This is a genomic window from Streptomyces sp. NPDC059248 (assembly GCF_042753905.1).
In the GTDB taxonomy this organism is placed as follows: domain Bacteria; phylum Actinomycetota; class Actinomycetes; order Streptomycetales; family Streptomycetaceae; genus Streptomyces.
The window spans coordinates 38,770-64,798 of record NZ_JBHYZV010000007.1 but is presented as its reverse complement, the minus strand read 5'-3'; the positions used below and the strand labels follow the sequence as shown (position 1 = coordinate 64,798).

15 protein-coding genes are annotated in these 26,029 nt (G+C 72.3%); 7 read left to right on the top strand and 8 right to left on the bottom strand.

Annotated features, from left to right (window positions below):
• Both ACFXG1_RS04935 and ACFXG1_RS04930 read left to right on the top strand, forming a co-directional pair.
• Window positions 1-1,284 (top strand): cation:proton antiporter, encoded by a 1,284-nt coding sequence (locus ACFXG1_RS04935; protein ID WP_384714721.1) that lies wholly within the window; start codon window positions 1-3, stop codon window positions 1,282-1,284.
• Complete coding sequence (locus tag ACFXG1_RS04930; RefSeq protein ID WP_384714718.1) at window positions 1,281-2,084, top strand: N-formylglutamate amidohydrolase; 804 nt, start codon at window positions 1,281-1,283, stop codon at window positions 2,082-2,084. Before ACFXG1_RS04935 ends, ACFXG1_RS04930 begins: the two co-directional genes overlap by 4 nt.
• A gap of 397 nt (window positions 2,085-2,481) precedes the next feature.
• Here ACFXG1_RS04930 and ACFXG1_RS04925 read toward each other — a convergent pair whose 3' ends face one another.
• Window positions 2,482-3,510 carry a tetratricopeptide repeat protein gene (locus ACFXG1_RS04925; RefSeq protein ID WP_384741051.1) on the bottom strand — a complete coding sequence of 343 codons (1,029 nt, stop codon included), beginning with the start codon at window positions 3,508-3,510 and terminating at the stop codon, window positions 2,482-2,484.
• 748 nt (window positions 3,511-4,258) lie between these two features.
• Between ACFXG1_RS04925 and ACFXG1_RS04920 the strand changes: the two genes are divergently transcribed.
• The 3 genes from ACFXG1_RS04920 to ACFXG1_RS04910 are packed head-to-tail and all read left to right on the top strand — an operon-like array spanning window position 4,259 to window position 7,463.
• Window positions 4,259-5,413, top strand: a complete 1,155-nt coding sequence (locus ACFXG1_RS04920) for a hypothetical protein (RefSeq protein WP_384714712.1) — start codon at window positions 4,259-4,261, stop codon at window positions 5,411-5,413.
• On the top strand, window positions 5,410-6,327 hold the full coding sequence (locus ACFXG1_RS04915; protein WP_384741048.1) for an NAD(P)-binding domain-containing protein: 918 nt from the start codon (window positions 5,410-5,412) through the stop codon (window positions 6,325-6,327). Before ACFXG1_RS04920 ends, ACFXG1_RS04915 begins: the two co-directional genes overlap by 4 nt.
• Window positions 6,324-7,463, top strand: a complete 1,140-nt coding sequence (locus ACFXG1_RS04910; protein WP_384741045.1) for a hypothetical protein — start codon at window positions 6,324-6,326, stop codon at window positions 7,461-7,463. Before ACFXG1_RS04915 ends, ACFXG1_RS04910 begins: the two co-directional genes overlap by 4 nt.
• A gap of 139 nt (window positions 7,464-7,602) precedes the next feature.
• Here ACFXG1_RS04910 and ACFXG1_RS04905 read toward each other — a convergent pair whose 3' ends face one another.
• The 6 genes from ACFXG1_RS04905 to kdpF form a co-directional block, all read right to left on the bottom strand.
• Window positions 7,603-9,363, bottom strand: a complete 1,761-nt coding sequence (locus ACFXG1_RS04905; protein ID WP_384741042.1) for an ABC transporter ATP-binding protein — start codon at window positions 9,361-9,363, stop codon at window positions 7,603-7,605.
• A complete protein-coding gene (locus ACFXG1_RS04900; protein ID WP_384741039.1) occupies window positions 9,360-11,171 on the bottom strand; it encodes an ABC transporter ATP-binding protein in 1,812 nt (603 codons plus the stop codon). The genes ACFXG1_RS04905 and ACFXG1_RS04900 overlap by 4 nt, the downstream gene beginning before the upstream one ends.
• A gap of 249 nt (window positions 11,172-11,420) precedes the next feature.
• Window positions 11,421-12,095: a potassium-transporting ATPase subunit C gene (locus ACFXG1_RS04895; protein ID WP_384711528.1), complete on the bottom strand. Its 675-nt coding sequence runs from the start codon at window positions 12,093-12,095 to the stop codon at window positions 11,421-11,423.
• Between the two features lie 5 nt (window positions 12,096-12,100).
• Complete coding sequence (gene kdpB / locus ACFXG1_RS04890; RefSeq protein WP_384711525.1) at window positions 12,101-14,206, bottom strand: potassium-transporting ATPase subunit KdpB; 2,106 nt, start codon at window positions 14,204-14,206, stop codon at window positions 12,101-12,103.
• Window positions 14,203-15,891, bottom strand: a complete 1,689-nt coding sequence (kdpA, locus tag ACFXG1_RS04885) for a potassium-transporting ATPase subunit KdpA (protein ID WP_384741034.1) — start codon at window positions 15,889-15,891, stop codon at window positions 14,203-14,205. The genes kdpB and kdpA overlap by 4 nt, the downstream gene beginning before the upstream one ends.
• Window positions 15,892-15,898: 7 nt before the next feature.
• Entirely contained in the window at window positions 15,899-15,988 is a 90-nt protein-coding gene (kdpF, locus tag ACFXG1_RS04880; RefSeq protein ID WP_384711519.1) for a K(+)-transporting ATPase subunit F, read from the bottom strand.
• Between the two features lie 312 nt (window positions 15,989-16,300).
• Between kdpF and ACFXG1_RS04875 the strand changes: the two genes are divergently transcribed.
• Together ACFXG1_RS04875 and ACFXG1_RS04870 are read left to right on the top strand one after the other, a co-directional pair.
• Window positions 16,301-18,259, top strand: coding sequence for an amino acid transporter (locus tag ACFXG1_RS04875; RefSeq protein WP_384711516.1), 1,959 nt, complete (start codon window positions 16,301-16,303; stop codon window positions 18,257-18,259).
• A 139-nt stretch (window positions 18,260-18,398) separates the two neighbouring features.
• On the top strand, window positions 18,399-19,373 hold the full coding sequence (locus ACFXG1_RS04870; protein WP_384711513.1) for an endonuclease/exonuclease/phosphatase family protein: 975 nt from the start codon (window positions 18,399-18,401) through the stop codon (window positions 19,371-19,373).
• Between the two features lie 102 nt (window positions 19,374-19,475).
• Here ACFXG1_RS04870 and ACFXG1_RS04865 read toward each other — a convergent pair whose 3' ends face one another.
• Window positions 19,476-25,997: a hypothetical protein gene (locus tag ACFXG1_RS04865; RefSeq protein ID WP_384741029.1), complete on the bottom strand. Its 6,522-nt coding sequence runs from the start codon at window positions 25,995-25,997 to the stop codon at window positions 19,476-19,478.
• Window positions 25,998-26,029: the final 32 nt, after the last annotated feature.

Below are 26,029 nucleotides of genomic sequence, written 5' to 3'. Positions count from 1 at the left end.
GTGCACCACACCACGACACTGCTGATCGAACTCGGGGCCATCATCCTCGGGCTCGGGCTCATAGGCCGGTTCGCGGGCCGGATCGGGCTCTCCCCGATCCCGCTGTATCTGCTGGTGGGGCTGGCGTTCGGGACCGGCGGGCTGCTGCCGATGAGCGCGAGTGAGGACTTCGTCGCCGTCGGCGCCGAGATCGGCGTGATCCTGCTGCTCCTGCTGCTCGGTCTGGAGTACAGCGCCTCCGAACTCGTCGGCAGTCTGAAGACGCAGTACCCCTCGGGCCTGGTGGACTTCGCCCTGAACGCGATCCCCGGCGCGGCGGCGGCGCTGCTGCTCGGCTGGGGTCCTGTCGCGGCGGTCGCCCTGGCGGGCGTCACCTGGATCTCCTCGTCCGGTGTGATCGCCAAGGTGCTCACGGACCTGGAGCGGCTCGGCAACCGGGAGACCCCGGTCGTCCTGGGCATCCTCGTCATGGAGGACCTGGCGATGGCGGTCTATCTGCCGCTGCTGACGGCCCTCCTCGCGGGTGTCGGTCTCGCGGGCGGCAGCGTCACCCTGCTGATCGCGCTCGGAACGGTCGGCATCGTGCTGTATCTGGCGCTCCGCCACGGCCGGGTCATCAGCCGGGCCGTGAACTCCGACAACCCGGAGATGCTGCTCCTGGTGGTGCTGGGGCTGACGCTGCTGGTCGCCGGTATCGCGCAGGAGCTCCAGGTGTCGGCGGCCGTCGGCGCGTTCCTCGTCGGTATCGCGCTCTCGGGCGAGGTCGCCGAGGGCGCCCGCAAGCTGCTGACCCCGCTCCGGGACCTGTTCGCCGCGGTGTTCTTCGTCTTCTTCGGTCTGTCGACCGATCCGACCGAGATCCCGCCGGTCCTGCTGCCCGCCCTGCTGCTGGCGGTCGTCACGGCCGCCACCAAGATCGGCACCGGCTGGTACGCGGCGCGCCGCGCGGGCATCGGCCCCAAGGGACGGCTGCGGGCGGGCGGCGCGCTGGTGGCGCGCGGCGAGTTCTCCATCGTGATCGCGGGTCTCGCGGTGGCGTCGGAGCCGAGGATCGGCCCGATCGCGACCGCCTACGTCCTCATCCTGGTGATCCTGGGCCCGCTGGCCGCGCGCTGGACGGAGCCGTTTCTGCTGCGGTTCGTGGACAATGCGCCCGCGCCCGTTCCGGTGCCCGCGCCGGCTTCGGAGGAGTGCGACCCGCTCGCGAAGGAGCCGGTCACCGTCGAGGACCCGGTCGCGGCCGAGGATCCCGTCGTCCGGGGCGCCGCGGAGGGACCCTCGTGAGTCCGGAGCCGTACCGCCTGGTCGCGGGAGCGCCGGACTCGCCGGTGCTGCTACACGTCCCCCACTCGTCCCGGACGATCCCGCCGGACGCCCGCGCGTCCGTCCTGCTGGACGACGCGGCGCTGGCCCGTGAACTCGACCACATCACGGACGCCCATACGGCCCCGCTCGCCGAGGCCGCCGCCGGGCGCGGCGCGGGCCGGGCTCCGTGGCTGTTCGTCAACGGTCTTTCCCGGCTGGTGGTCGACCCCGAGCGGTTCCCGGACGAGCGGGAGGAGATGCTGGCGGTCGGGATGGGCGCGGTCTACACCCGTACCACCCACCGCGAGCCGCTGCGCCCCGCCGACACGGACCCGGGCCCGCTGGTGCGCCGGTACTTCGAGCCGTACGCCCGCGCCATGACCGGCGCGGTCACGGCCCGGATCGCGGCGGCCGGGCACGCGGTGGTGATCGACGTCCACTCGTACCCGAGCGCCCGCCTCCCGTACGAACTCCACGGCGACGGCCCCCGCCCGCCCGTCTGTCTGGGCACGGACCCGCGGCACTCCCCGCCGTGGCTGGTCGCCGCCGCGGAGCGGGCGTTCGACGGCTTCGGCGGTACGGCTCCGAACACGCCCTTCGCCGGGACGTATGTGCCCCTGGAGTACTACGGCGACCCGAGGGTGACCGGTCTGATGATCGAGATCCGCCGCGACCTCTATATGACCGAACCGGGCGGCCCCCCGAACGACGGCTTCGACGCCCTGGCCGACGCGCTCGCCGCCCTGGTGGACGCGATCGGCTCGGGACAACGGGACTGAGCCGGGCGAACCGAGTCCTACCGTGAGGGCTTGGCTGCCTTCGTGAAGTGAGGGCCGGGCATGACCGAGGGCGCGGGGCCTGTGTGGAACATCCCTCTGGCCGGGAGGCGCGTGGAGATCCCGTCGAGCAGAGGGGGCGTCCGCGCGGTCCTGGGCGGCGAGAAGCTGGTGGAGTTCGAGGCCGCGATGGCCAGGACGCCGGCCCGCGACCCGTATGGGCACGGATCCAGCCCGGCCGACTCCCCCGAGGAGAAGGACCGGAGGCCAGCCACCATCGGGGCGCGATCGTGCGCTACGACGTCGCCGGACCGCCCGTTCTCATTGTCACGACCGTCAAAATCGTCCACGGCTGACGCAGGGACCGGAGTTCCCCGGGGCTCGGGTATCCCGGCTGTGTTCAGGGCTGCCGGGCCAGGAGGGCGGCTGCGCGTTCGGCGAGGTTTTGTGCGTCCGTGTCGTCGGGATAGCGGGCGAGGCGGACGCGCAGGTCCTCGGCGGAGTCCCGTACGCGGGTGGACTGAACGCCCTCGGCGGCGTCCAGGAACTGGGTCCAGACGGTGAGCGCACTGTCGAGATCGCCTTGGCGAAGGTGGAGTGCACCGAGTTGGCCGAGGACGTTGGCGCGGCTGCGGCGGCTGTCCAGGCCATGGACATCGAGGGCCTGGTGGAGCTGGGTCCGGGCACTGGTCAGGTCTCCCATATGGGCGAGGATCATGCCGGAGACGTGGGACCAGCGGCCGATGGTGAAGTGGGAGGCCCAGGAGGTGCCGGAGGGCGCGTCGGGGTTGTGTTCGATGTGCGTCTGGGATGAGGCCAGGGTGCGGGTGGCGAGGCGGTGGTCACCGTCGAGGGCGGCGGCCTCGGCGAGGGTGATTTCGTAGTAGGCCCGTGCCCGCAGGTCGTTGATCCCCTTGGCCCGCGCGACGCATCCCTCCGCCAGGGCCAGGGCCCTGGCACGGTGGCGGGGACCGAGTTCCATGGCCTGTGCGGTGAGACCGCGCAGGGCGGTAGCGGCGAGTTCTTCCTCGCCGGCCTCGTCGGCGAGCCGGTAGGCGTGGACGTAGTAGTCGCGGGCGGCGGCTTCATCGTCTTGGTCCTGGCTCATCCAGCCGATGAGGTGCGCGAGTCGTGAGGTGGCCGCGTACAGTGCACGGCCGGTGGCTTCGGTGTAACGGCCCTGAAGCCAGGGGCCGACGTTGTGAATGAGGTAGCTGACCGCCAGGTGACGGACGTGGCCACCGCCGTACTCAGCGGAGTTGGCTCCCAGAACCTGGGCCATCTGCCAGACAGCCTCAACCTCGCCGTGGCCGACTTTGACGCCGTTCCTGGCGGCGTGGACGCGGCGGGTGATGGCTTCGGCGTCGGGGACGCCGAGGAAGGATAGGGCCCCGCCGCTTGAGACGGTGAAGAACCTGCGACGGTCCACGCTTTCGTTCCTCCCCAGGGCCAGGATCGAATCCACGGTATCGACGGAATGGGGAATCCGGGCCGAGGTTTCGGCCTGTTGATCCAGTTGTAAGACCTGGAGGACGTACGGCCTCCAGTGCTCTCCGGGAGTACGGTCACCGCTCAGCAGCTTCCGCGCGTACTGACGGCTCATGCCGTCCGGGCCCTGGCCTGCCGCGATGCCCAGCTCTCTGGCCAGTTTGGAAGGGCCCCACCCACGCTCCTCGCATGCGTCGCGGATGAGATGGTCGATGCGACGATTTCCGTCATGTGCCATGGCCGTCCGGCCCTCTCGCCTGTGGGTTACGCAGGACTACGCGGGGTTACATCGTGGGGCCTCCCGTGTCCGGAGGCCGGGCAGTTGAGTGGATTTCCGTCGACCGGTACCCCGCAGGAACGGGCGTGGGCACCGGGCGTCCCCACGGCAGCGGAACCGTTGACGGGTCGCTGCGCCACTCCTGCGAGGAGACGGAGGCACCGGTGACCACGAGAGGAAATCAGGGCGGCGGGCAGCCCCGGGGGCACCGCCCGGGACCAGGCCGCATCAATCGGGGCATGGGCGTCCGCCGTCCTCGCCGTGCTCGGTTTGGCCGCTCCCGCCCGGGACCTGCGAGCTGAGGCCGCCGAAGCGCTCGACACCGGCCACCCGACACCGATATCGGCCCCCGATATCGGCCCCGAGTCCCGCTGAACCCCAACCGTCCTCCCCTTCGTTGAAGGAGTGTGCTGTGCCCACCTCTGTTCCGGCTCCGGCCGATGTCATGACCTACGCCGGCGACTGGATCGAGCACACCGCCGTCGGCCTGTGGCCGGGGGCGACCATCCACTTCGGCCCGCACATCCCGTCCGTGACCGCCTACGTCCACCGCATCGAGGTGGACGACCGACCGCTGTTCGCGAAGGTGTCCCTGCTGGGCGTCTCGCTCGTCTCCGTGCTGCGCGGCGCGTGCGGCGACTGGGCCGAGGTCAAGGCCCGACAGGCCGCCTACACCGCCTCCCCGGGCGGGCTGCTGGAGCGGGAGACGATCCAGTACAGCATCCTGCACACCGCCCGCCTGGGGGCTCCGAGGGTCGCCGGCTATGCGGGCGGCGTGCTGTTCACCGAGCCGGTGAACGGGCCCACGCTGGCCGACCTGGTCGTCAAGCAGCCGCACCGAACCGCCGAACTCCTGGCCACGGTCGTACGTGAACTGGACGCACTGGACCGGCCGGACACCAGGGCCCTGGCGACGGCGGCGGCCATCCCGGAACGCTCGGTTCAGGCGACCTTCGCCCGCAAGTTCAACGGCATCAGCTCCGCCTCCTACATCGCCCTGGCGGGCGACGTCGCTCCCGTCCTCCAGGCGGTGATCTCTCGGCTGCTGAAGCTGCGGGGAGTCCTCACGGGTTCCCACAGGGATGTGATCTTCGGAGACCTGAAGCCCGAGCACGCCCTTCTCCCCGACGGCGGCGACGGCCGTCCGGCGTTTCTCGACCCGGGCCTGTCGCTGGGGCATCCGGCCATGGACCTGGGCAAATTGATCTCCCGGCTCGTCCTCCATCTGGTGGCCGTGCCGCCCCACGAGGCCGGGTCACGTGCGGTGGTGGGCGGGATCGGCCAGTTCACCGACAGCGCCACCGGCAGCATGACCCGCACTGAACGCGCCGACTGGCTGCGTCAGCTGGTGGTCCTGTGGCTGATGGACACCGTGAACATCCTCACCACCTACCTCACCGCCCCCCAGGGGCTGCCGCTGCCCGAGCACGCCCGAGCGGTCATCGGGCGGGCGGACGCGGTCTGCGCGATGCTGGAGCGGACCTCCGCGGCCCTGGAGACGAAGACCGACGGCCCGGCTCTGTGGCGGCTCACCCTGGACCACGCGGCGACGGCGGCCGGCCGGTGAACCGCCGTATCGGGACGGTGGGGATCATCGGCGCCGGGGCCGTCGGCCACACGGTCGCCACCCTGATTACTGCGGCCGGATGGTGCGAGAAGCTGCTGATCGCCTCCGGCAGCGACCGCTCCGCCGAAGCGCTCGTCACCGACCTGGACGACATGGCCCAGGTCATCGCCTCCCCCGTCCGGGTCGAGACCACCGACGTGTCCGCCATGCGCGGCTGCGACGCGTTGGTGATCTGTCCGAGGGCGAAGTTCACCAACACCGCCGAACGCGACGTCCGCATGGCCGGGCTCACGGCGAACGCGCCCTTGATCGCCTCGTTGGGTCGCCGGCTCACCGGATACACCGGGGCGGCGATCGTTGTCACCAACCCCGTCGACGTGATGACCCGGCTGTTTGCCGAAGCCTCCGGCGCAGCCCGCGTCTACGGCGTCGGCTCCGGCACCGACAGCGCCCGCTACCGCCTCGCCCTCGCCAACCTTCTCGCCGTGCCCGTCACGTCGGTGGAAGGCCGGGTGGTCGGCGAGCACGGCGACCACGCGGTGGTGTGCGCCACCGCCACCCGCGTCGGCGGCCTTCCGGCCGCCATCCCCCTGCGGAACATCCACGAGGAACTGACCGCCCGCCCCCGCCGGATCAACGCGGGGCTCGGCCGGGCCCGCTCCGGCCCCGCAGGGGCGGTCCTCACCGCGCTCACCGCGGCCCTGGGCCTGGTGGACACAGTGGTGGAACTCTCCGTCGTCAATCCCGACGGCTCCTGCCTGGGAACCCCGTTGCGGTTCACCGGGGGCAGGCCCACCGTGATCCCGGCCGGTCTCGATCCCGTCGAGACGCGTCTGCTGGCGGACGCCGACCGCAAGACCCGCACCGCCTACCAGAAGATCCAGCACTGCATCGAAGGAGACACCGCCCCGTGAACCCGTACGCCACCCGGATCACCACGGCCGATCGCGCCGTGACCGTGACCAGCGACGTCCTGTCCATCCCGGCCTGGTCCCAGCGGTACTTCGGCTCCTGGTGGAACGCCGCCGAGTTCAGCGGCCCCGCCACCGGGCCGGTCGTGGCCGCAGACGTGGACGCGGCAGAACTCTCCCAGTTGACCCGTGACGTACTCGACCACCCGCACGAGAGTGCCGAGTACGCCGGAGCGGCCATGGTCCACCGGCGCGGGAGCGACGGCACGGTGACAGCCGCCCAGCCCGGCCACGATCTCGCCTTCCGCTACCAGCCCGGCGAACGCCGAATGCGGATCGCCGGAGGCGAGGACACCCCAGTGGCCACCGCCGCCGCCCGCCTCGCCCGCGAGCTCCTGCGCTCCCAGCTCCTGGCCGACGGCTGGACGATCCTCCATGCCTCCGCCGCCGTGAAGGACGACCACACCGTGCTCGCCCTCGGCGGGAAGGGAGCGGGCAAGACCACCACGGCCCTGCTGCTGGCCCGAGCCGGATGGCGGCTCCTGGCCAACGACCGGGTGTTCGTACGCCCCGAGGAAGGCGGCGTGAGGGTGTTGCCCTGGCCCGCCGCCGCCGCCGTCGGGCTCGGTCTCCTGGACGCGCTCGGCCTCTACGACGCCGTTCGGGGCCGCGTCCTCGCGGGCGAACGACTGCATCCCACTCAGCACCAGCGTGTCACCGACGCCCTCACCTCCGACGCCCGCGAACCCCTGTGGAACGAGAAGGGCAAGGAACTCAAGCCCCAGTTCTTCCCCGACCAGATCGACAGGTGGCTCGGAATGCCGCTGGCCACCGAAGGCCGGGCCTCCCGCATCCTCTTCCCCCGCATCCGTACGGGCGAGAACCCGGCCGTCCTTGACGACGGCCGGGCTCTGGACGCCGCCGACTTCTTCACCGCAGGAACAGAAGACCGCTACCCGGACATCTTCGGGCTCGTCCCCGCCGGCACCGAAAGCAGCCGGGCACAGCGCGACGACCTCGTCCGGCGACTGTCCAAGCTCCCCCACCACGGGATCGCCCTCGGACACAACGTGGAAGCCAACACCGCGTTCCTCATCGGCCTCACCAGCCAGGAGTACCCCAGCCCGCTGCCCATCTGATGACACTCCGCGCTCATCGATTCGACCTGGGTGAGGGATGTGCATGAACTGTTCGGGATCAGGACGTGGACGAGGGCCAATGCCCGATGGGCGGGATGCAGGAACCGGCCCCCGGCGACGAACTCCCGGCCGGCCCGGGTCAGCGGCTGTCGCCGCCGTGCCACGACTCCCAGAGCGCCGCGTACGCGCCGCCCGCCGCCACCAGTTCGTCGTGGGTGCCCAGCTCCGTCACCCGGCCGTCCTCCATGACCGCGACCCGGTCCGCGTCGTGGGCGGTCTGGAGGCGGTGGGCGACGGCGATGACGGTACGGCCCGTGAGCAGGGCGGCCAGGGCGCGTTCGGTGTGGCGGGCGGTGCGGGGGTCGAGGAGGGCGGTGGCCTCGTCCAGGACGAGGGTGTGGGGGTCGGCGAGGACGACGCGGGCGAGGGCGAGCTGCTGGGAGCGGGCGCCGTCGAGGGTGTGGCCGCCGGGGCCGAGTTCGGTGTCGAGTCCGGCGGGGAGGCCGGCGATCCAGTCGGCGCCCACGGCCGCGAGGGCGGCGGTCAGCTCGGTGTCGCCGGCGTCGGGCGCGGCGATCCGCAGATTGTCGCGGACGGTGCCGAGGAAGATGTGGTGTTCCTGGGTGACGAGGGCGATATGGCGCCGGAGCCGGGCCGGGTCGAGGGCGGCGACCGGGACCCCGCCGACCGTGACCGATCCGGCGCGGGGGGTGTCGAGGCCCGCGAGCAGCCGTCCCAGGGTGGTCTTCCCGGCCCCGGACGGGCCGACGACGGCGAGTTGTTCACCGGGTCGTACGGTCAGGTCGACGCCGCGCACCACGTCGTCGCCGCCGTCGTACGCGAAGTGCGCGCCCCGGATCTCGATCCGGTCCCCGTCGGGTTCGGGCGCGGGCGGTCCCTGGTCCGTGCGCGGCAGGAGCCCGAGCCCTTCGACGCGCGCGAAGGCGGCACCGGCGCTCTGGAGTTGTTCGAGGCGCATGAGGACGGCGTCCAGCGGCTGGGCGAGCTGGCGCAGATAGAGGGCGGCGGCGACGACGGCGCCGAGGGTGACGGTGCCGCGGTCCACGAGGACGGTGCCCAGCAGGACGACGGCGGCCACCGGCAGCAGATACGAGATGTCGACGCCGGGGAAGAGGACGGAGCGCAGGTAGAGGGTGCGCAGCCGGGTGCGGACGCAGCCGCGTACGGCGGTCTCGGCGGCGTCGATCCGCACCTGCTGGAGGCCGAGGGCCTCCACGGTCCGGGAGCCGCCGGCGGTCGCGGCGAGCTCTTCGGCGAGGACCGAGTTGGCGGTGCCCTCGTCGTGGTAGGCGCTCTTGGCCCGGCGCAGATACCAGTGGGTGACCAGCCAGACGCCGATCAGGCTCAGCAGGCCGACGGCGCCCAGCAGGGGGCCGAGCGCGAAGACGGCGCCGATGAGGAAGAGCGCCTGGACGCCGTTGACGAGGACGTCGGGGAGGGCGTCGCGCAGTCCGATGCCGACGGTGGCCACATCGGTGGTGCCGCGGGTGGTGAGATCGCCGGTCCCGGCGCGTTCGACGACGGACGCGGGGGCGGCGAGGGCGCGTTCGGCGTACTCCTCGCGGACCCGGGCGACGGCCCGTTCGCCGAAGCGGTGGCCGATGAGGCGGGCCCATCGGACGAGGAGGAGCTGGGCGGCGGCGAAGCCCACGATGGCGAGGGCGAGCCGGTCGACGGTGCCGGTTCCGGCGCCGTCGCGGACCTCGTCCACGATCCGGCCGACGAGCCAGGGGGCGGCGAGTCCCGCGGCGGCGGCGAGCACGTTGATCATCAGGGTCGCGGTGAAGGCGCGCCGTTCGGCGCGGATCAGCCGGAGGGCGGCCCGCCGGACGGCGCCACCGGACGCGACGGGCAGGGCGGAGGTGGTGCCGGTGCTCATCGGGCTCCTTCCGCCGTGCCGGTGGTACGGGCGGCGGCCGGCTCGTGCGGCTCGGCCGGCTCGGCTGGCTCTTCGTCGGGGTCTTCGCGCGCCACGAGCCGCCGGTAGCCGGGGTGTCCGGCCAGCAGCTCCCGGTGGGTTCCGCGCGCGGCGACCCGTCCTTCGACCAGGTAGTACACGGTGTCGGCGTGGTCCAGTACGAGCGGCGACGTGGTGGTGACGACGGTGGTACGGCCCCGTCTGGCGCCGGCGAGCCGCCGGGCGACGGTGGCCTCGGTGTGGGCGTCGAGCGCGGACGTCGGTTCGACGGCGACGAGGACTTCGGGGTGGGCCAGGAGGGCGCGGGCGAGCCGGATCCGCTGGCGCTGTCCGCCGGAGAGGTTGCGGCCCCCGGCGCGGATCGGGGAGTCGAGCCCGTCGGGGAGGCCGCGGACGACGTCCTGGGCGAGGGCGGTCCGCAGGGCGTCGGCGACGGCCTCTTCGGTGGGCAGGCCCCGTCCGGCGAGGACGTCCCGCAGGGGTCCGCCGAAGAGTTCGGCGTCGTTGTCGGCGACGAGGATCCGCTCGCGTACGGCCGAGGGGTCGACGGCGCCGAGCGGGACGCCGCCCCAGGTGGTGCCGGAGGGGATGAAGCGGCCGATCCGGTCGGCGACGACGGCGGTCTCGGCGGTGCGGTCGGAGACCAGGGCCGTGAGCAGGCCGGGGGTCACGGTGACTCCGGAGCCGGGGTCGTGCAGCGGCGCGGGGGCATCGGGCGGTTCGGCGCGGGCGCCGCGGGTGTGGACGGGGTCGGGTTCGAGGTCGAGGAAGCGGAGGACCCGCCGGGCGGCGACGAGCCCCCGGCTGACGTCGTCCCCGGCTTCGATGCAGTAGGTGACGGGGATGACGAGGACGGCGGTGTAGCCGTAGACGGCGATGAGTTCGCCGATGGTGATCTGCCCCTGGGCGGCCATCCGGGCGGCGAGCCAGGTCACGGCGCCGAGGAAGAGGGTGGGCAGGCCGAAGGAGAGGGCTTCGATCCAGCTGGTGACGGCGCCGACGCGGTAGCCCTCGGTACGCAGTTCGTGTGAGCCGCGCCGGTAGCGGGCCGCGTACTCCTGCTTGCCGCCGACGGCGTTGAGGACGTTCAGGCCGCCCGCGATGTCGCCGAAGCGGGCGGCGAGCGCGCCCTGCCGGGTGCGGTACGCGGTCTCGGCGCCCTGGAGGCGGCCGAGGAGGGGGCCGACGCAGAGGGCGACGAGGGGTACTCCGGCGAGGACGACGGCGGCGAGCACCGGGGAGACGGCGAGCAGCAGCGCGGCGATGACGCCGATCCCGATGAGGGAGCCGATACCGGGGCCGAGGAAGGTGAGGGCGTTGGCCATGGTGGCGGCGTCGCCGAGGCCGACGGTGACGATCTCCCCGGCGGTGACGCGCCGTTGCAGGACGGCGCCGAGCCGGGTGGAGTGCCGGACGACGACGCGTACGGTACGGAACGCGGCGTCGAGCCGGACGCGGGTCATGGTCCGGTGGCGCAGGGTGCCGAGGGCGGCGGTGACCGCGCCGGTGGCGAGGAGCGCGCCGACCCAGGCGGTGGTGGCGCCGCGGTCGCCGTTCTCCAGGCCGTCGTCGACGGCGCGGGCGAGGAGGTAGGGGACGAAGGTCAGTCCGGCGAGCCAGAGGGTGCCGTAACAGCCCCCCGCGACGATCCGGGGCCACTGCCGGCGGGCCGTCCAGACGAGGTATCGGGCGGGTCCCCGGCGGTCGGGAATCCCCGGGTCCATGCCGCCGCCGAGGGTCTCCACCAGGTCGGATCGCCGTATCCCCATGGTCGCCACCCTAAGTGGCGGGCGGGCTCCGACTCGAAGGGTTTAGGGCCGGTCCGGCGGATGGACGGCGCCACGCCCGCCGCCGGGTGCCCGTGCGGGCACCCGGCGGCGGGTGGGAGGCAGGCGGGCACCGGGGTGCCCGCCTCCCGGCCCGGGGCGGGGGACCACGCCCCGGGTCGCGCCTCGTTCGGCGGCTCGACGAACCGGGCCTCAGCCGCTCAGCGGCTCGGCGAACCGGGCTTCGGCGGCTCAGCGGCTCAGCGATTCCCGCAGAGCCACGTTGAGTTCGAGGACGTTGACCCGCGGTTCGCCGATGAAGCCGAGGATCCGGTCGTCGGTGTGGTCCTTCACCAGCTTCTCGACGGACTCCACACCGAGGCCGTTGCGTTCGGCGACCCGGCGGATCTGGAGTTCGGCGTAGGCGGGCGAGATATGCGGGTCGAGTCCGGAGCCGGAGGAGGTGACGGCGTCCGGCGGTACGTCCCCGGGCGCGGGCTTCCACCCCTTGGCGGTGTTGTCGGCGATCACCGCCGCCTTGGCCTCCTTCACCCACTGGATCAGCTCGGTGTTGTTTCCGGCCCGGTTGGTGGCGCCGGAGAGGATGAGGGAGTACTGGGTGTTCACCAGGTTGGTGCCGAGGCCGTTGGAGGGCCGGGGCTGGAACCACCGCAGATCGGGCCGGGCGGCCTCATCGGGGTCGTCGGGATTCTCCTTCGGCAGCAGATAGGACTGGCCGATGAGGGACGAGCCGACGACCTTTCCGTCGGATGTGATCTCCGAGCCGTCGGCCTTGTCGTTGAAGAGGGCCTGGGCGACGCCGGTGACGGCGAGCGGATAGATCACCCCGAGGACGAGGGTCAGGACGAGCAGGGCTCGCAGCCCGGCCGCGATGAGTCGGCCCGTAGTGCGTACAGAGGTGTTCATGGTCGTCACCCGATGCCAGGGATCGCTGAGATGAGCAGGTCGATGATCTTGATGCCGATGAAGGGGGCGATCAGTCCGCCGAGTCCGTAGACCGCGAGATTGCGGCGGAGCATCCGGTCGGCGCTCATGGGCCGGTAGCGCACTCCCCGCAGGGCGAGCGGTACCAGCGCCACAATGATCAGCGCGTTGAAGATCACCGCGGAGAGGATCGCGGACTCCGGCGAGTCCAGCCGCATCACATTGAGCGTGTCGAGGCCGGGATAGGCGGCGGTGAAGATCGCCGGGATGATCGCGAAGTACTTGGCGACGTCGTTGGCGATGGAGAAGGTGGTCAGCGCGCCCCGGGTGATCAGCAGTTGCTTGCCGATCTCGACGATCTCGATGAGCTTCGTCGGGTTGGAGTCGAGATCCACCATGTTCCCGGCCTCCTTGGCGGCCGAGGTACCGGTGTTCATCGCCACGCCGACATCGGCCTGGGCGAGCGCCGGGGCGTCGTTGGTGCCGTCGCCGGTCATGGCGACCAGCTTGCCGCCCGCCTGCTCCCGCTTGATGAGGGCCATCTTGTCCTCGGGGGTGGCCTCGGCGAGGAAGTCGTCGACGCCGGCCTCCTCGGCGATGGCCTTGGCCGTCAGCGGGTTGTCACCCGTGATCATGACGGTCTTGATGCCCATCCGGCGCAGCTCGGCGAACCGGTCGCGCATGCCCTCCTTGACGACGTCCTTGAGGTGGATGACGCCCAGGACCCGGGCGCCTTCGCGGTCCTCGACGGCGACGAGCAGCGGGGTGCCGCCCGCGTTGGAGATCTCGTCGGTGAGCCGGTCGGCGTCGTCGGCGACGGTGCCGCCCTGTTCGCGTACCCACTTCACCACCGAACCCGTGGCGCCCTTGCGGATCTTGCGGCCGTCGACGTCGACGCCGGACATCCGCGTCTGGGCGGTGAAGGCGATCCACTCGGCCCCGGCCAGTTCGCCGCGGTGGCGTTCGCGCAGCCCGTACTTCTCCTTGGCGAGGACGGTGATCGAACGGCCCTCGGGGGTCTCGTCGGCGAGCGACGACAGCTGGGCGGCGTCGGCGAGTTCGGCGGCGGTGCAGCCGCTCACGGGAACGAATTCGGCGGCCTGCCGGTTGCCGAGGGTGATGGTGCCCGTCTTGTCGAGCAGCAGGGTGGAGACGTCGCCCGCGGCCTCGACGGCCCGGCCGGACATGGCGAGCACGTTCCGCTGCACCAGCCGGTCCATGCCCGCGATGCCGATGGCGGAGAGCAGGGCGCCGATGGTGGTGGGGATGAGGCAGACCAGCAGCGCGCCGAGTACCACCATCGAGGTCTGGTCGTCGGCGCCCGCGTAGACCGCGAAGGGCTTGAGGGTGACGACGGCCAGCAGGAAGACGATGGTCAGCGATGCCAGCAGGATGTTGAGGGCGATCTCGTTGGGCGTCTTCTGCCGGGCCGCGCCCTCCACGAGGGCGATCATCCGGTCGATGAACGTCTCGCCCGGCTTGGCGGTGATCTCGACGACGATCCGGTCGGAGAGCACCTTCGTACCGCCGGTGACGGCACTGCGGTCGCCGCCGGACTCCCGGATGACGGGCGCGGACTCGCCGGTGATGGCGGACTCGTCGACGGAGGCGACGCCTTCGACGACGTCGCCGTCGCCGGGGATGATGTCTCCGGCCTCGCAGACGACGCGGTCGCCGACCCGCAGATCGGTCCCGGGCACCCGCTCCTCGGTCGTTCCGGTGAGCCGCCGGGCGACGGTGTCGGTCTTGGCCTTGCGCAGGGTGTCGGCCTGGGCCTTGCCGCGGCCCTCGGCGACGGCCTCCGCCAGATTGGCGAAGACGACGGTCAGCCAGAGCCAGCCGGTGATCGCCCAGCCGAACCAGTCGCCGGGGTCGGTGAAGGCCAGTCCGGTGGTCAGGACCGAGCCGATCAGCACCACGAACATGACGGGTGCCTTGACCATCACCCGCGGGTCGAGCTTGCGCAGGGCGTCGGGGAGGGACTTGAGGAGCAGCCGGGGGTCGAAGAGGCCCCCGCCGACTCGTCCGTCGGGCGGCTTGTGGCCGGAGGGCACATCCGCGTGGGGCGCCCTGGTGGGAGTTATCGTGCTCATGACGCAAGCCCTTCGGCGAGCGGGCCCAGCGCGAGCGCCGGGAAGTAGGTCAGTCCGGTGATGATGAGGATCGTGCCGACCAGCAACCCGGTGAACAGGGGCTTCTCGGTACGGAGGGTTCCGGCGGTGGCCGGTACCGGCTTCTGCTCGGCCAGCGACCCGGCGAGCGCCAGGACGAAGACCATCGGCAGGAAGCGGCCGAGGAGCATCGCGAGCCCGATCGTGGTGTTGTACCACTGGGTGTCGGCGTTCAGCCCGGCGAACGCGGAGCCGTTGTTGTTGGCGCCGGAGGTGTAGGCGTACAGGATCTCGGAGAAACCGTGCGCGCCCGAGCCAGCGACCGCGTTGGCGGCGGTGTTGGTCATCGAGTCCGGCGGGGTGGGCAGGGCGACGGCCAGGGCCGTGAAGGTGAGGACCAGTGCCGGGGTGACGAGGATGTAGCACGCGGCGAGCTTGATCTCCCGGGTGCCGATCTTCTTGCCCAGGTATTCGGGGGTGCGGCCGACCATCAGTCCGGCGATGAACACCGCGATGATCGCCATGATCAGCATGCCGTAGAGGCCGGAGCCGACACCGCCGGGGGCGATCTCGCCGAGCTGCATGCCCAGCATCGCGATCCCGCCGCCGTAGCCGGTGAACGACGACAGGAAGCTGTTGACGGCACCGGTGGAGGTGAGGGTGGTGGCCACCGCGAAGATCGACGAGCCGCCGATGCCGAACCGGACCTCCTTGCCCTCGAAGGCGCCGCCCGCTTCCTGGAAGGCCGGGCCCTGGTGGGCGAACTCGGTCCACATCATCAGCGCCGTGAAGCCGATCCAGATCAGCGCCATCGTGCCGAGGATCGCGTACCCCTGCCGGACGTTGCCGACCATCCGGCCGAAAGTGCGGGTGATCGAGAGCGGGATCAGCAGGATGAGGAAGATCTCCAGCAGGTTGGAGAGGGGGTTGGGGTTCTCGAAGGGGTGGGCGGAGTTGGCGTTGAAGTAGCCGCCGCCGTTGGTGCCCAGCTCCTTGATGACCTCCTGGGACGCGACCGCGCCGCCGTTCCACTGCTGGCTGCCGCCGGTGAACTGGCCGACGTCGTGGATGCCCGCGAAGTTCTGGATGGCTCCCATGGAGACCAGGAGGATCGCGCCGACCACCGAGATCGGCAGCAGGATCCGGACCACCCCGCGCACCAGGTCGGCCCAGAAGTTCCCCAGCTCACCGGTGCGGCCGCGGGCGAAGCCGCGGACCAGCGCGACAGCGACCGATATTCCGACGGCGGCGGAGACGAAGTTCTGTACCGCGAGACCACCGGTCTGGACGACATGGCCCATGGCCTGCTCGCCGTAGTACGACTGCCAGTTGGTGTTGGAGACGAAGGACGCGGCGGTGTTGAACGCCTGGTCCGGGTCGATCGACCGGAAGCCGAGGGACCCCGGCAGCACGCCCTGCAGCCGCTGGAGCAGATAGAGGAACAGGACCGATACGGCGGAGAAGGCCAGCACCCCGCGGAGGTAGGACGGCCAGCGCATCTCCGTGTTCGGATTCGCGCCGATGGCCTTGTAGATCCACTTCTCGACCCGCAGATGCCGGTCGGAGGAGTAGACCCGGGCCATGTAGTCGCCGAGGGGACGGTGCACCAGGGCGAGCGCCACGATCAGCGCCAGGAGCTGGAGCACTCCGGCAAGTACGGAACTCATGTCGGGGCTAGAACCTCTCCGGGTACAGAAGGGCGAGGACGAGATAGCCCAGCAGGGCGACGGCGATGATCAGGCCGACGATGTTCTCGATGGTCATAGCTTCGCCACCCCCTTGGCGATGACGGCCACCAGCGCGAAGACGGCGACCGTGGTGACGACGAAGGCCAGGTCGGCCATCGTGAGCTCCTGTTTGTGATCGGAACTGCTCGGTTTCGGACTGTTCGAGGAAACCCCGTTTCGTCCGGTTCGCGGCCGCCGTTGACACGTCCCATACGGCCCGGTCGGTCCTCTTGACGCTTCCTGTACGGAGCCCGTACGTGCTGCCGGGAACACCGGCAGGGGCGACGATGGCGGAACGGCCCGGAACGAAAGGATCCGGCCGCGGATACCACCGGTCCCGGGAGGACGGATGAGCAGCGGGCAACCGCCGGGCGGTACGGCCGCCGACCGCTGCCGCGCCTGGCTGCTGGAGGGCCTGAGCGAGCAGACGGCCCGCCATCCCGGTCCGCACGGCACAGCGCCGGCCGAGGGCGGGGGCCACCGCTGGTACCGGGTGATGTGTCTGACCGGCGTCGACTACTTCTCCAGCCTCGGCTACGCCCCCGGGATCGCGGTCCTCGCCGCCGGTCTGGTCGCCCCGCTGGCGACCCTGGTCCTGATCGCCCTCACCCTCTTCGGCGCCCTCCCCGTCTACCGCCAGGTGGCCCGCCGCTCCCCGCACGGCGAGGGCTCCATCGCCATGCTGGAGCGGATGCTGCCCTGGTGGACGGGGAAGCTGCTGGTCCTGGTGCTGCTGGGGTTCGCGGCCACCGACTTCATCATCACCATCACCCTTTCGGCCGCCGACGCCTCCGCCCATATCGTGGAGAACCCGTACGCCCCGGCGGCGCTGCACGGCGAGAACCTCTGGATCACCCTCTTCCTGATCGGGCTGCTCGGCGCGGTCTTCCTCAAGGGCTTCCGCGAGGCCATCGGCGTCGCCGTACCGCTCGTCGCGGTCTTCCTGCTGGTCAACCTGGTGGTGCTCGCCGCGTCCGCCTGGCGGGTCCTGCACGAGCCCGTCGTCCTCGGGGACTGGTGGGACGCGATGCTCGGCGAGCACTCCTCGTCCCTCGCCGTGGTCGGCGTGGCCCTGATCGTCTTCCCGAAGCTCGCCCTCGGCATGTCCGGCTTCGAGACCGGGGTCGCGGTGATGCCGCAGATCAAGGGCGGTGCCTCCGATACGTACGAGAATCCGGCGGGCCGGATCCGCGACACCCGCAAGCTGCTCACCACGGCGGCGCTGATCATGAGCTGCTTTCTGCTGCTCTCCAGCCTGGCCACGGTGACGCTGATCCCCCAGGGCGACTTCGCCTCCGGCGGCCCGGCGAACGGCCGCGCCCTCGCCTATCTCGCCCATCAGGAGCTGGGCGAGGTCTTCGGCACGGTGTACGACGTCTCGACGATCTGCATCCTGTGGTTCGCGGGCGCCTCGGCCCTCGCCGGGCTGCTGAACCTGGTCCCCCGCTTCCTCCCCCGCTACGGCATGGCACCCGAATGGACCAGGGCGGTCCGTCCGCTCGTCCTGGTCTTCATGGCGATCGCGGTGGGCATCACCGTCTATTTCGACGCCAATGTCGACAAGCAGAGCGGTGCGTACGCCACCGGGGTCCTGGTCCTGATGCTCTCGGCCGCCCTCGCCGTCACCGTCTTCTCCCACCAGGCGGGACACCGCCCGGCGACGATCGGCTTCGGCGCGATCACGGCCGTTTTCCTCTACACCACGGTCACCAACGTCATCGAACGCCCCGACGGCATCAAGATCGCGGCGCTGTTCATCCTGGCGATCCTGGTGACGTCCTTCGCGTCCCGGATCCACCGGGCGTTCGAGCTGCGGGCGGCGGACGTCGTCTTCGACAGCACGGCCGAGCGGTTCGTCCGGGAGGCGGCGGCTAAGGGGCCGGTCCTGATCATCGCCAGCGACCCGACGGAGCAGACCAAGGCGGAGTACCGGGCCAAGGCGGACCGCAAGCGCGAGGAGACCCATATCCCGGGCAAGCGCCCGGTCCTCTTCCTGGAGGTCACGGTCCGGGACTCGTCGGACTTCACCGAGGACCTCGTCGTCCACGGCTCGGAGCGGCACGGGGTACGACGCCTGCGGGTGGCCGGCCCGACGGTCCCCAACACCATCGCGGCGGTCCTGATGCGCATCCGCGACGACACGGGCGAGGTCCCCCACGCGTACTTCACCTGGACCGAGGGCCACCCGGTCGGCCACCTCCTGCAGTTCCTGGTCTTCGGCGAGGGCGAGACGGCCCCGGTCACCCGCGAGGTCCTCCGCCGCGCCGAACCCGACCCGCCGAGACGCCCCCACATCCACGTCGGCTGACCCCCCGAAGCCGCCCGGGGGAGCGAGATCCACCCGCCCGGCGGCCGAACGCGAAACCGGCGACCCGGCCCCTCCCGGAACTGCGCAGACATGTCACGCGTCCGTTCACGAGAACCCCACCCCGTGACAGGAGAGGCGCATGAGCCGCGACGCCACGCCACAGCAAGCCGCGCCGCGCACCTGGCTGGGAGCGCACCAGTGGCGGCGGGAGCGTGTCCTGCTCACCCTCACCGCCTTCGTCACCCTCCTCTCCCTCCTCCCCCACCTCGTGCCCAACGCCGGCCCCCGCCTCGGCAGCCTGCTGGAGACCTTCCAGCCCTGGCTCCCCCTCGCGGCCGTCCCGCTCGCCGCCGTCGCCGTATGGCGGCGCTCGGCCCTCGCGCTGGGCGCGTGCGCGCTGCCGGGCATGGCCTGGCTGGTCGTCCACAGCGGCACGATGACCGCCGACGGGAGCGGCCGGTACGACCTCACGGCGCTCCAGCACAATGTGAGCGACGTCAACCCGGATCCCGTGGGCACGGCCCGCGACCTCCGCGCGGCGGGGGCCGATCTGATCGCCCTGGAGGAGGTCACCCCGGCGAACCTCCCCGTCTACCGGGAGGAGCTGGCCGCCGAGTATCCGCACCACGCGGCCGACGGCACGGTCGCCCTGTTCTCCCGGCACCGTCTGAGCGATGTCCGCCCGGTCGACATACGGCCGAAGGACGTCCCGCCCGACTGGCGCCGCGGCCTGCGCGCGACGGCCCACACCCCGGTGGGCGAGATCGCCGTGTACGTGGCGCATCTCCCGTCCGTCCGCCTCTCCCCCACCGGCTTCGGCACCGCGCGCCGGGACGAGAGCGCCCGCTATCTGGGCGCGGCGATCGAGGCGGAGGAGAAGGACCGGGTGCTCCTCATGGGCGACCTGAACTCGGTGACCGGGGACCGCGGTCTGTCGCCGCTCACCTCCCAGCTCGACGCCCCCGAGGGCTCCTTCGCCTTCTCGTGGCCCGCGTCCCGTCCGCTGGCGCGGATCGACCAGGTCCTGGCCAGGAAGGCGAAGGTCACCCATGTCAGAGCCCTGGCCAGGACCGGGAGCGACCACCTCCCGATCCTGGCCCGGATCCGGTTCTGAGCCGGGCGCACACACGCACGGCCTCCGGCCAGACCGGCGCGACCCGGCCTCCGGCCCCGGGCCCATACCCGAGACCCGGCCCGCACCCCCGGCCCCGACGTCTCAGAGGCCGTGGTCCGGGTCGGGCCGCCAGACCCGCAGCGCCCGGTGGAGCACGGGTTCCACCCGCATCCTCCCGCCGTCCAGGTCGAAGACCTGGAGCGTCTCCAGACACATCAGGACCCACCGCGCGTCCTCGGCCCCGGCGACGGCGAGTTCGACCGCCGCCTCGGCGTCGGCCTTACGGTTCCAGCCGGTCCCGAGCTGACCGACGATCATGCGGTACCCCTCGTACACCGCCTCGTCCTCCAGGATCCCGGTGGCCTCGGCGAGTTCCCGCGCACCGCCCTCCCGGGCCGTGGCCTCGGCCAGTTCACCGAGGACGGTGTCCTGGTCGTGCCCGCTCTTGCGCAGTTCCAGGGCCCGGTCCAGCAGCAGCGGCCAGCCACCGGTCAGCTCGCCCAGCCGGGCGAGCCGGCCGTCGGCCTCGCAGAAGCTCTGCCGCCGGCTCCAGTCCTTGAGCGCCCTGGCGTCGTAACGGCGCAGCACGACCACCGTCCCGTCGTCCCCGGCGCCCGCCACCGGGTCGCGCTCCCCGCCGACCAGGAGGTCCCGCCAGAAGCCGAGCTGGAGCGTCCCCGACACGAGCACCACCGACCGGGTGACACCGGGCCCGACCGGTGTCGAGTCGCGGGCCTGGGCCAGCGACTCCCGGCACGGCTTCGCCCGCTTCCCGGTCAGATCGCTCACGACCAGCCGCCGCTCGCCCCGGGCGCCTTCCACCAGCGCTCCGCGGTACGCCTTGGCGCTGCCGATCGCGGGCACCGTCCACCCCGCGACCCGGCCCGTGGCCACCCTCAGCGTACGGACGGCGTCGTCGACGCCGGTGGCCCGGCTGCCGAGGACGACACGTACCTGGTTCCCGCCGTCGCCCAGCAGATAGTCGATCTGATCGACGGTCAGGGGGGCCGAGCGGCCGTCGGTGAGGTCGGGACGGCTCTCCTTGACGAGGGTCTCCTCCAGTCGGCAGTCGTCGTCGGCGCCTTCCAGCCTGGCCTCGATCTCCTGGGCGGTCCCGATCATCCGCAGGGCGTTGGGGCCGCGCAGATGCCAGCCCTTGCCGTCGTGGTTCGGGGCGAGGACGCCGAGTCCGACCATTTCGAGGAGGTAGGCGCGGAACCCTTCACTGTCGAGGCGTTCGAACCCCTCCCGCCACCACAGACCGCATTCGTCGCGCAGCTCGCGGTCGCTGAGCCGGGTCTCCAGGCCGCTCTCGCGGGCGTGCTGGGCGAGGACGTTGGCGACGACGAGATAGCGGTGGTCCAGTTCGAGGGTCTCCTTGAAAGCGGCCGTGATGTCGGAGCGCAGGGACGCGTCCTGCTCGACGGCGTCGACGTCGGCGGCGTCGATGGCGTACGGCGGACCCGCCGCGCGCCGGGCCCGCTTGCGCTGCATTCCCTCGACGAGCCGGCTGCCGAAGATCTGGAGCAGGAAGGGCTGGTACGAGCAGAAGCCGAGCACCCGGTTCACCAGATCGGCGTCGGCGAACTCGAATCCGAGGGCCCGCAGCGGATGCACGATGAGATCGGCCGCGAACTGCGGTGACAGCGGGCCGACGACCGTGGGGGTCTGCGCGAGGTGCCCGAAGGGGCCGTTGCGGGCGAGCCGGGTGAAGCGCTGGACGGAGTGGAGCCCGGCGAAGACGACTTTGGCCCGGCCCCGGGAGTCCTCGCCGAGGCCGCGCAGCCGCCGGGTCTCGATGCATTCGGGGACGTCGGCCTCGAAGAAGAGGTCGCATTCGTCGAGGAGGATCAGCAGCCGGCGTTCGGCGTCCCGGGCGAGCCAGCTCTGGACGCCTTCGGTGACCCGTTCCCACACCTCGCGCCGGGGGCCGCGCCGCCGGGGCTCTTCCAGCACCCCGATTCCGGTCAGTTCCTGGTCGAGGGTGGTCCAGATGGCGGCGGCGCCCAGCGCCGTCCCCTTCCCGATGCCGATCTTGTCGAGGTTGAGGTAGAGGGTGCGGTGGCGGTCCGGGAGCTGTCGCTCGAAGCGGTCACCGGCGTCGGCGAGCAGCGCGGACTTCCCCAGGCCGCGCCCGCCGTACAGGATCTGGGTGCCCGCCGGGTCGATGATGCTCTTGCGTTCGCGGTCGCGCCCGTAGAACATCTCCCGCCCGATCTGGCCGCGTTTCTCCTTGATGTAGGGGTTTACGGCGGAGAACGGCAGCAGGGTCTCGGTGGCGGCGTCGACCCGCCGGTTGCCGCGGGCGGCCAGGTAGGCGAGGGCCGCGTCGTCGACGACGATGACGGGTTTGGCGGTGTCCCGCGATCCGGCGGCCAGTTCGGCCCGGGTCCGCCGGTCGAGCGTCCCGAAGTGGACGACGAGCAGGCTGGCGTCGCTCGGGTCCTGGCGGACCCGGCTGAGCAGCAGGTCGGCGGCGGGCCTGCCCCAGATGAGCAGGGCCCGCAGTTTGTTCCCGCGGGCGGCGATCCCGGAGCCGAAGGCCGGTGCCCAGGCCCGTCCCGTGACCTGGACGTCGACGATCTCGAAGAACTTGTAGTCCTTGCCGCGCGGCAGGCCGTCGAGCGGCCGGATGCCTTTGGATTCGTAGCCGAGGAGGGAGAGCGCGGGGCTCAGGTCCTCGCGGGGGTTGATCCGGGCCCGGTCCCTGGTGGTGGAGAGCTTCTGCCAGAGGCCGAGCGCCGCCGCGGCCTGGCCGGCCTCCTCCGGGGAGAGCGGCGCGTAGTCCAGGGCGGCGACGGTACGGTGCCGGCCGCGGGAGCGGACGGTGGTCACGAGGTCCTTGGTGATGCCCCCGGGCAGCCCGTCGGGCACGGCCGGGTAGAACACCTCCAGATGGGATTCCTCGGAGCGGATCTCGGGTACCGGCTCGCCGAGTTCGAGGAAGTAGACGAGTTCGGCGGCGGTGGCGAGGTTGTCGGCGTCGAGGTAGCGCCGGATGTGGTCGCGGTCCTCGTCGCTCACGTCGACCAGGCCGTCGACCCGGGCGCGCAGCCGGTCCCCGGCCTCCTTGCGGTAGCGGGGCAGCAGATCCGTCACACGGTCCAGATTGCGCCGGATCGCCGCCAGTTCGCGGGCTTCCCCGGTGGGGGTCGCGGGACCCGCGTCGGCGAGCAGTTCCTGGAGGCTGACGTCCTGTTCGAGGGTGAGGGCGCCGTCGGCCTGGGCCCGGCGCAGCGCGGCGGCCTGTTCGGCCACCAGCCGGGCGAGCGCGGCGCGGCGCTCGTTCTCCCGGTGCTCGATCCGGACGCGGTCGGCCGTCGTCAGACCGAGCCCGTGGGGCGCGGGCAGGACTCCGGCGTCGGCGAGCCGCAGGACGGTGTGGACGGCGGTGAAGCCGTCCCGGGCGAGTTGCCGCTCCACCGCCTCGTCCCAGGTGGTGTCCACGGCCTGGAGCAGTTCGGCGACGGTACGGGGAGCACCCCGGCCGGCCTCGGGACCGGCCCCGGCCCCGGTCCCGGCCGGGTCCGGGTCGGGTCGCGGCGGGATCTTCAGGAGTTCGGCGTGGAGCGCGGCCTCGGCGACGGCGTCCTTCTCGACCGTCGCGGCCGGCTTGCGCCCGGGTTCGGCGAGTTCGTCGAGTACGCGGGTGAAGACCGCGGCGGCGCGATCCGCGGCGGCCCGGGTGAGGGGCGGCGTACGCCGCCCGTATACGGCGATGTCGTCGGTGATCCGCTCGCGGAGGGCGAGCATCCGCCGCCGTAGCGCCGCGACCGCCTCGAAGGCCCACGCGTTCCCGGCGGACCTGCGGTTGGCGATATCGCGTTCCGCGGCCCGCCAGCGCCGTACGACGTCCCGGACCCGTTCGAGGAACTGGCGGACGTCGGTACGGCCCGCGCCCTGGATGGTCCGGCCGCCCGCCCCGCGCAGTTCGCCGTCCATCTCGTCGATGGCCGCCTCGATCCGGGCGGGCCGCCCGAACTGTTCGAGCAGCGCGTCGGCGAGATGGACGGCGTCGGGGTCGCCGTCCACGACGGCGCCGAGCACCCGGCCGAACTCACCGGTGGGGGCGAGCCAGCGCCGGGCCATCTGGGTGGCGCGCTGGAAGCGCATCCGGGGGATCGCCCGGGCGGTACGGCACGCCTCCACGGCGTCCCTGAGCCGGTGATCCATCTCGGACACATCGGCGCCGACGGCGTCGAGCGGCGCGACGAGCAGGGCGCCGGTGAGCGCCGACTCCGCGAGGTCGGCGGCGAGTTCGGCGGGGGCGCCGGACAGGCGCTGGGCGAGCGTCTTGAGCTGGGCGCCGACGACGGGTTCCCCGGTCACGACGGCGGCGGTGACCAGTGCGGGGAGGATCAGCAGCGGGGGCACGTCCGGCTCGGCCTCGGTACCGGGTTCCGGCTCCGGTTCCGCTTCCGCGTCCGGTTCCGCATCCGGTTCCGGTTCCGACAGGACGTCGCCGTCGCGCAGCAGTTCGGCGATGGCGGCGGCGGCCGAGTCGGACCGGTTCCGCAGGACGGAGCCGAGCCCGGCCAGCCGCAGCGCGGCGGCTTCGGACGGCTGCCGCCCGGCGGCCGTGGACAGATGGGCCGCCAGGCCGTATCGCTCCTCGACGACGAGTCGCGCCAGGACCAGTCCGATGTCCGGTCCTTCGGCGGAGGTGTCGGCGGCGGTGTCGGCGGCGGGGGATTCGACCGGCCCGCCGCCGGTGACCGGAGCGTGGCCGGGACCCCCGGAACCGGCGGGGCCGGACGCGCCCGTGTCCCGCGGACAACCGGCCGTCCTGACAGCGGTTCCCGGCCGGGCCGGGCCGATGGGCCGGGGCGGTGCGGATACGGTCCCGGCCCCGGTCTCCTGGGACCGCGGTCCGGTGTCGTCCCCGGGCGGGGAGTCGGGGACTTCGGGCACCGTGACCTTCACGGTGCCCGTGGTACACCCGCCCGTAGGCGCGGGGGCGGGGGCGGCGGTGCCGTCCGGGTCGACCCCTTCGGCCGCCGTGGGCGGCACTTCCCCGGGCCCGGGCCGGGCCGGGTCCGTCTCGCCCGGGCGCCCCGCGACCTCATCGGCGACCGCGGGTACGGTGCTCCGCCCGGCGGATCGCCTGTCGCCGGACGGAGTCGTACGGACTCGTGGCGCGTCGGGCACCGACTGCCCGGCGTCCCCCTCGGGAACGGACGGCTCGGGAACGGACTCGTCGGGGACGGGCGGCCCCGGAACGGACGGCTCGCCCACCGGCACGATCTGATCGTGGAGGACGGCCACCACCGCGTACGGGGGGTGGGCCCGGGTCAGCCGCTGCTGCAGCTCCCGGATCTCGGCCGGTGTCGCGTCGTCGGCGCCCGCGCGCACCAGAGCCACGATGAGCGCGAGTGCCGTCGCGGCCGTGTCGTCGGCCTCGGTCCACTCGTCCCGGGCGAGCAGGGTCGCGGCCCGGGTCCTGGCCGTTTCGAGGACGTCGGCGACCGGGCCGCCCTGGGGGCAGGTGAAGGTGAGGACCGTGGCCAGTGCGGCGCGGCCCGCCAGCTCGCGCAGTACGGCCGAGCGCCGTTCCTCGGCCGCCCGCGCGATGTCGTCGAGGCGCGCGGGGACATCGGTCGCGCCGAGTGCGGCGAGCGACTCCCCCACCCGGTCGAACGCGGCTGCCGCGTCGGTGAGCAGGGCGAGGTCCGTCCCCGCGGGTGGTCGTCCGTCGGCGATGGCCGTACCGATCCGCCCGTTCGCGGCCGGCGCCGCAGCCATCGTCCCGTTCAGCAGATCCATCCGGGCCGACAGGTCGGCCAGCTCCCGTTCCCGCCCCGATGGCCGTGCCGGAACCGGGCCGCAGAGGGGTTCGGGCGGTGCGATCCCTCCGGGGTCCGGTACGGAGCCGTTCGGCGCGGCCCCCGTGTGCGGACAGGGACCGTCGAGCGGGTCGGGCGACGCGGCGACCCGTTCCGCCGCGGCACGTACGGCGTCCAGCGCCGCCGGCTCGGCCCGGGTGCCGAGCCAGTCGCGTTCCGCCGCCCACAGCACGGCCCGCGCGGTGTGGTGCGAACCGTCGGCCCAGGCGAAGAGCGCGAGCCGGGTGAGCCGTTCCCCCCAGCGCGCGACCGGATCCGCGGGCGGATGTCCCGGGAGGCCCGGGTGGCTCGGATGTCCCGGGGTTACGCCGGTCGCCGCGTCCCCGATCTCGTGCTTGATCCGGTGCGTGAGCCATCGGGCGGCCTCGGCCCGGTCCCCGGCCGGTTCGAGCCGCTGCACCCGCTTGAGCACCTGCTCGCTCAGGGCCCGGCCGAACCGGCGTGGCTCCACCTTCCGGAATCTCAAATTCCGCATGATGATCTGCCGCTCCCGGTGGGCGAGCAGATTGAGGGCGAGTTCCGTCTCCTCGACCGTGATCTCGCGCAGCGTCCCCGGGACCATGTCGCCGAGGTCCCCCAACGCGGCGCACAACTCGGCACGTGGTGGCGCCTCCGCGGGCTCTCCGGACGGTCCCGTCGCCCCGGTCGCCTGCGGTGTCGTACCACCCGGGACGACCCGGGCCCCGTCCCGTCTTGTCGTCCTGCCGGTCGTCCCGTCAGTCGTCCCATCGGTCATCCCGCCGGTCGCCGCGTCGTCCCGGGTCGAGGAGTCGGCCGTCATCCGTCGTCCATCCCTTCCGTCTCTTTTTTCCT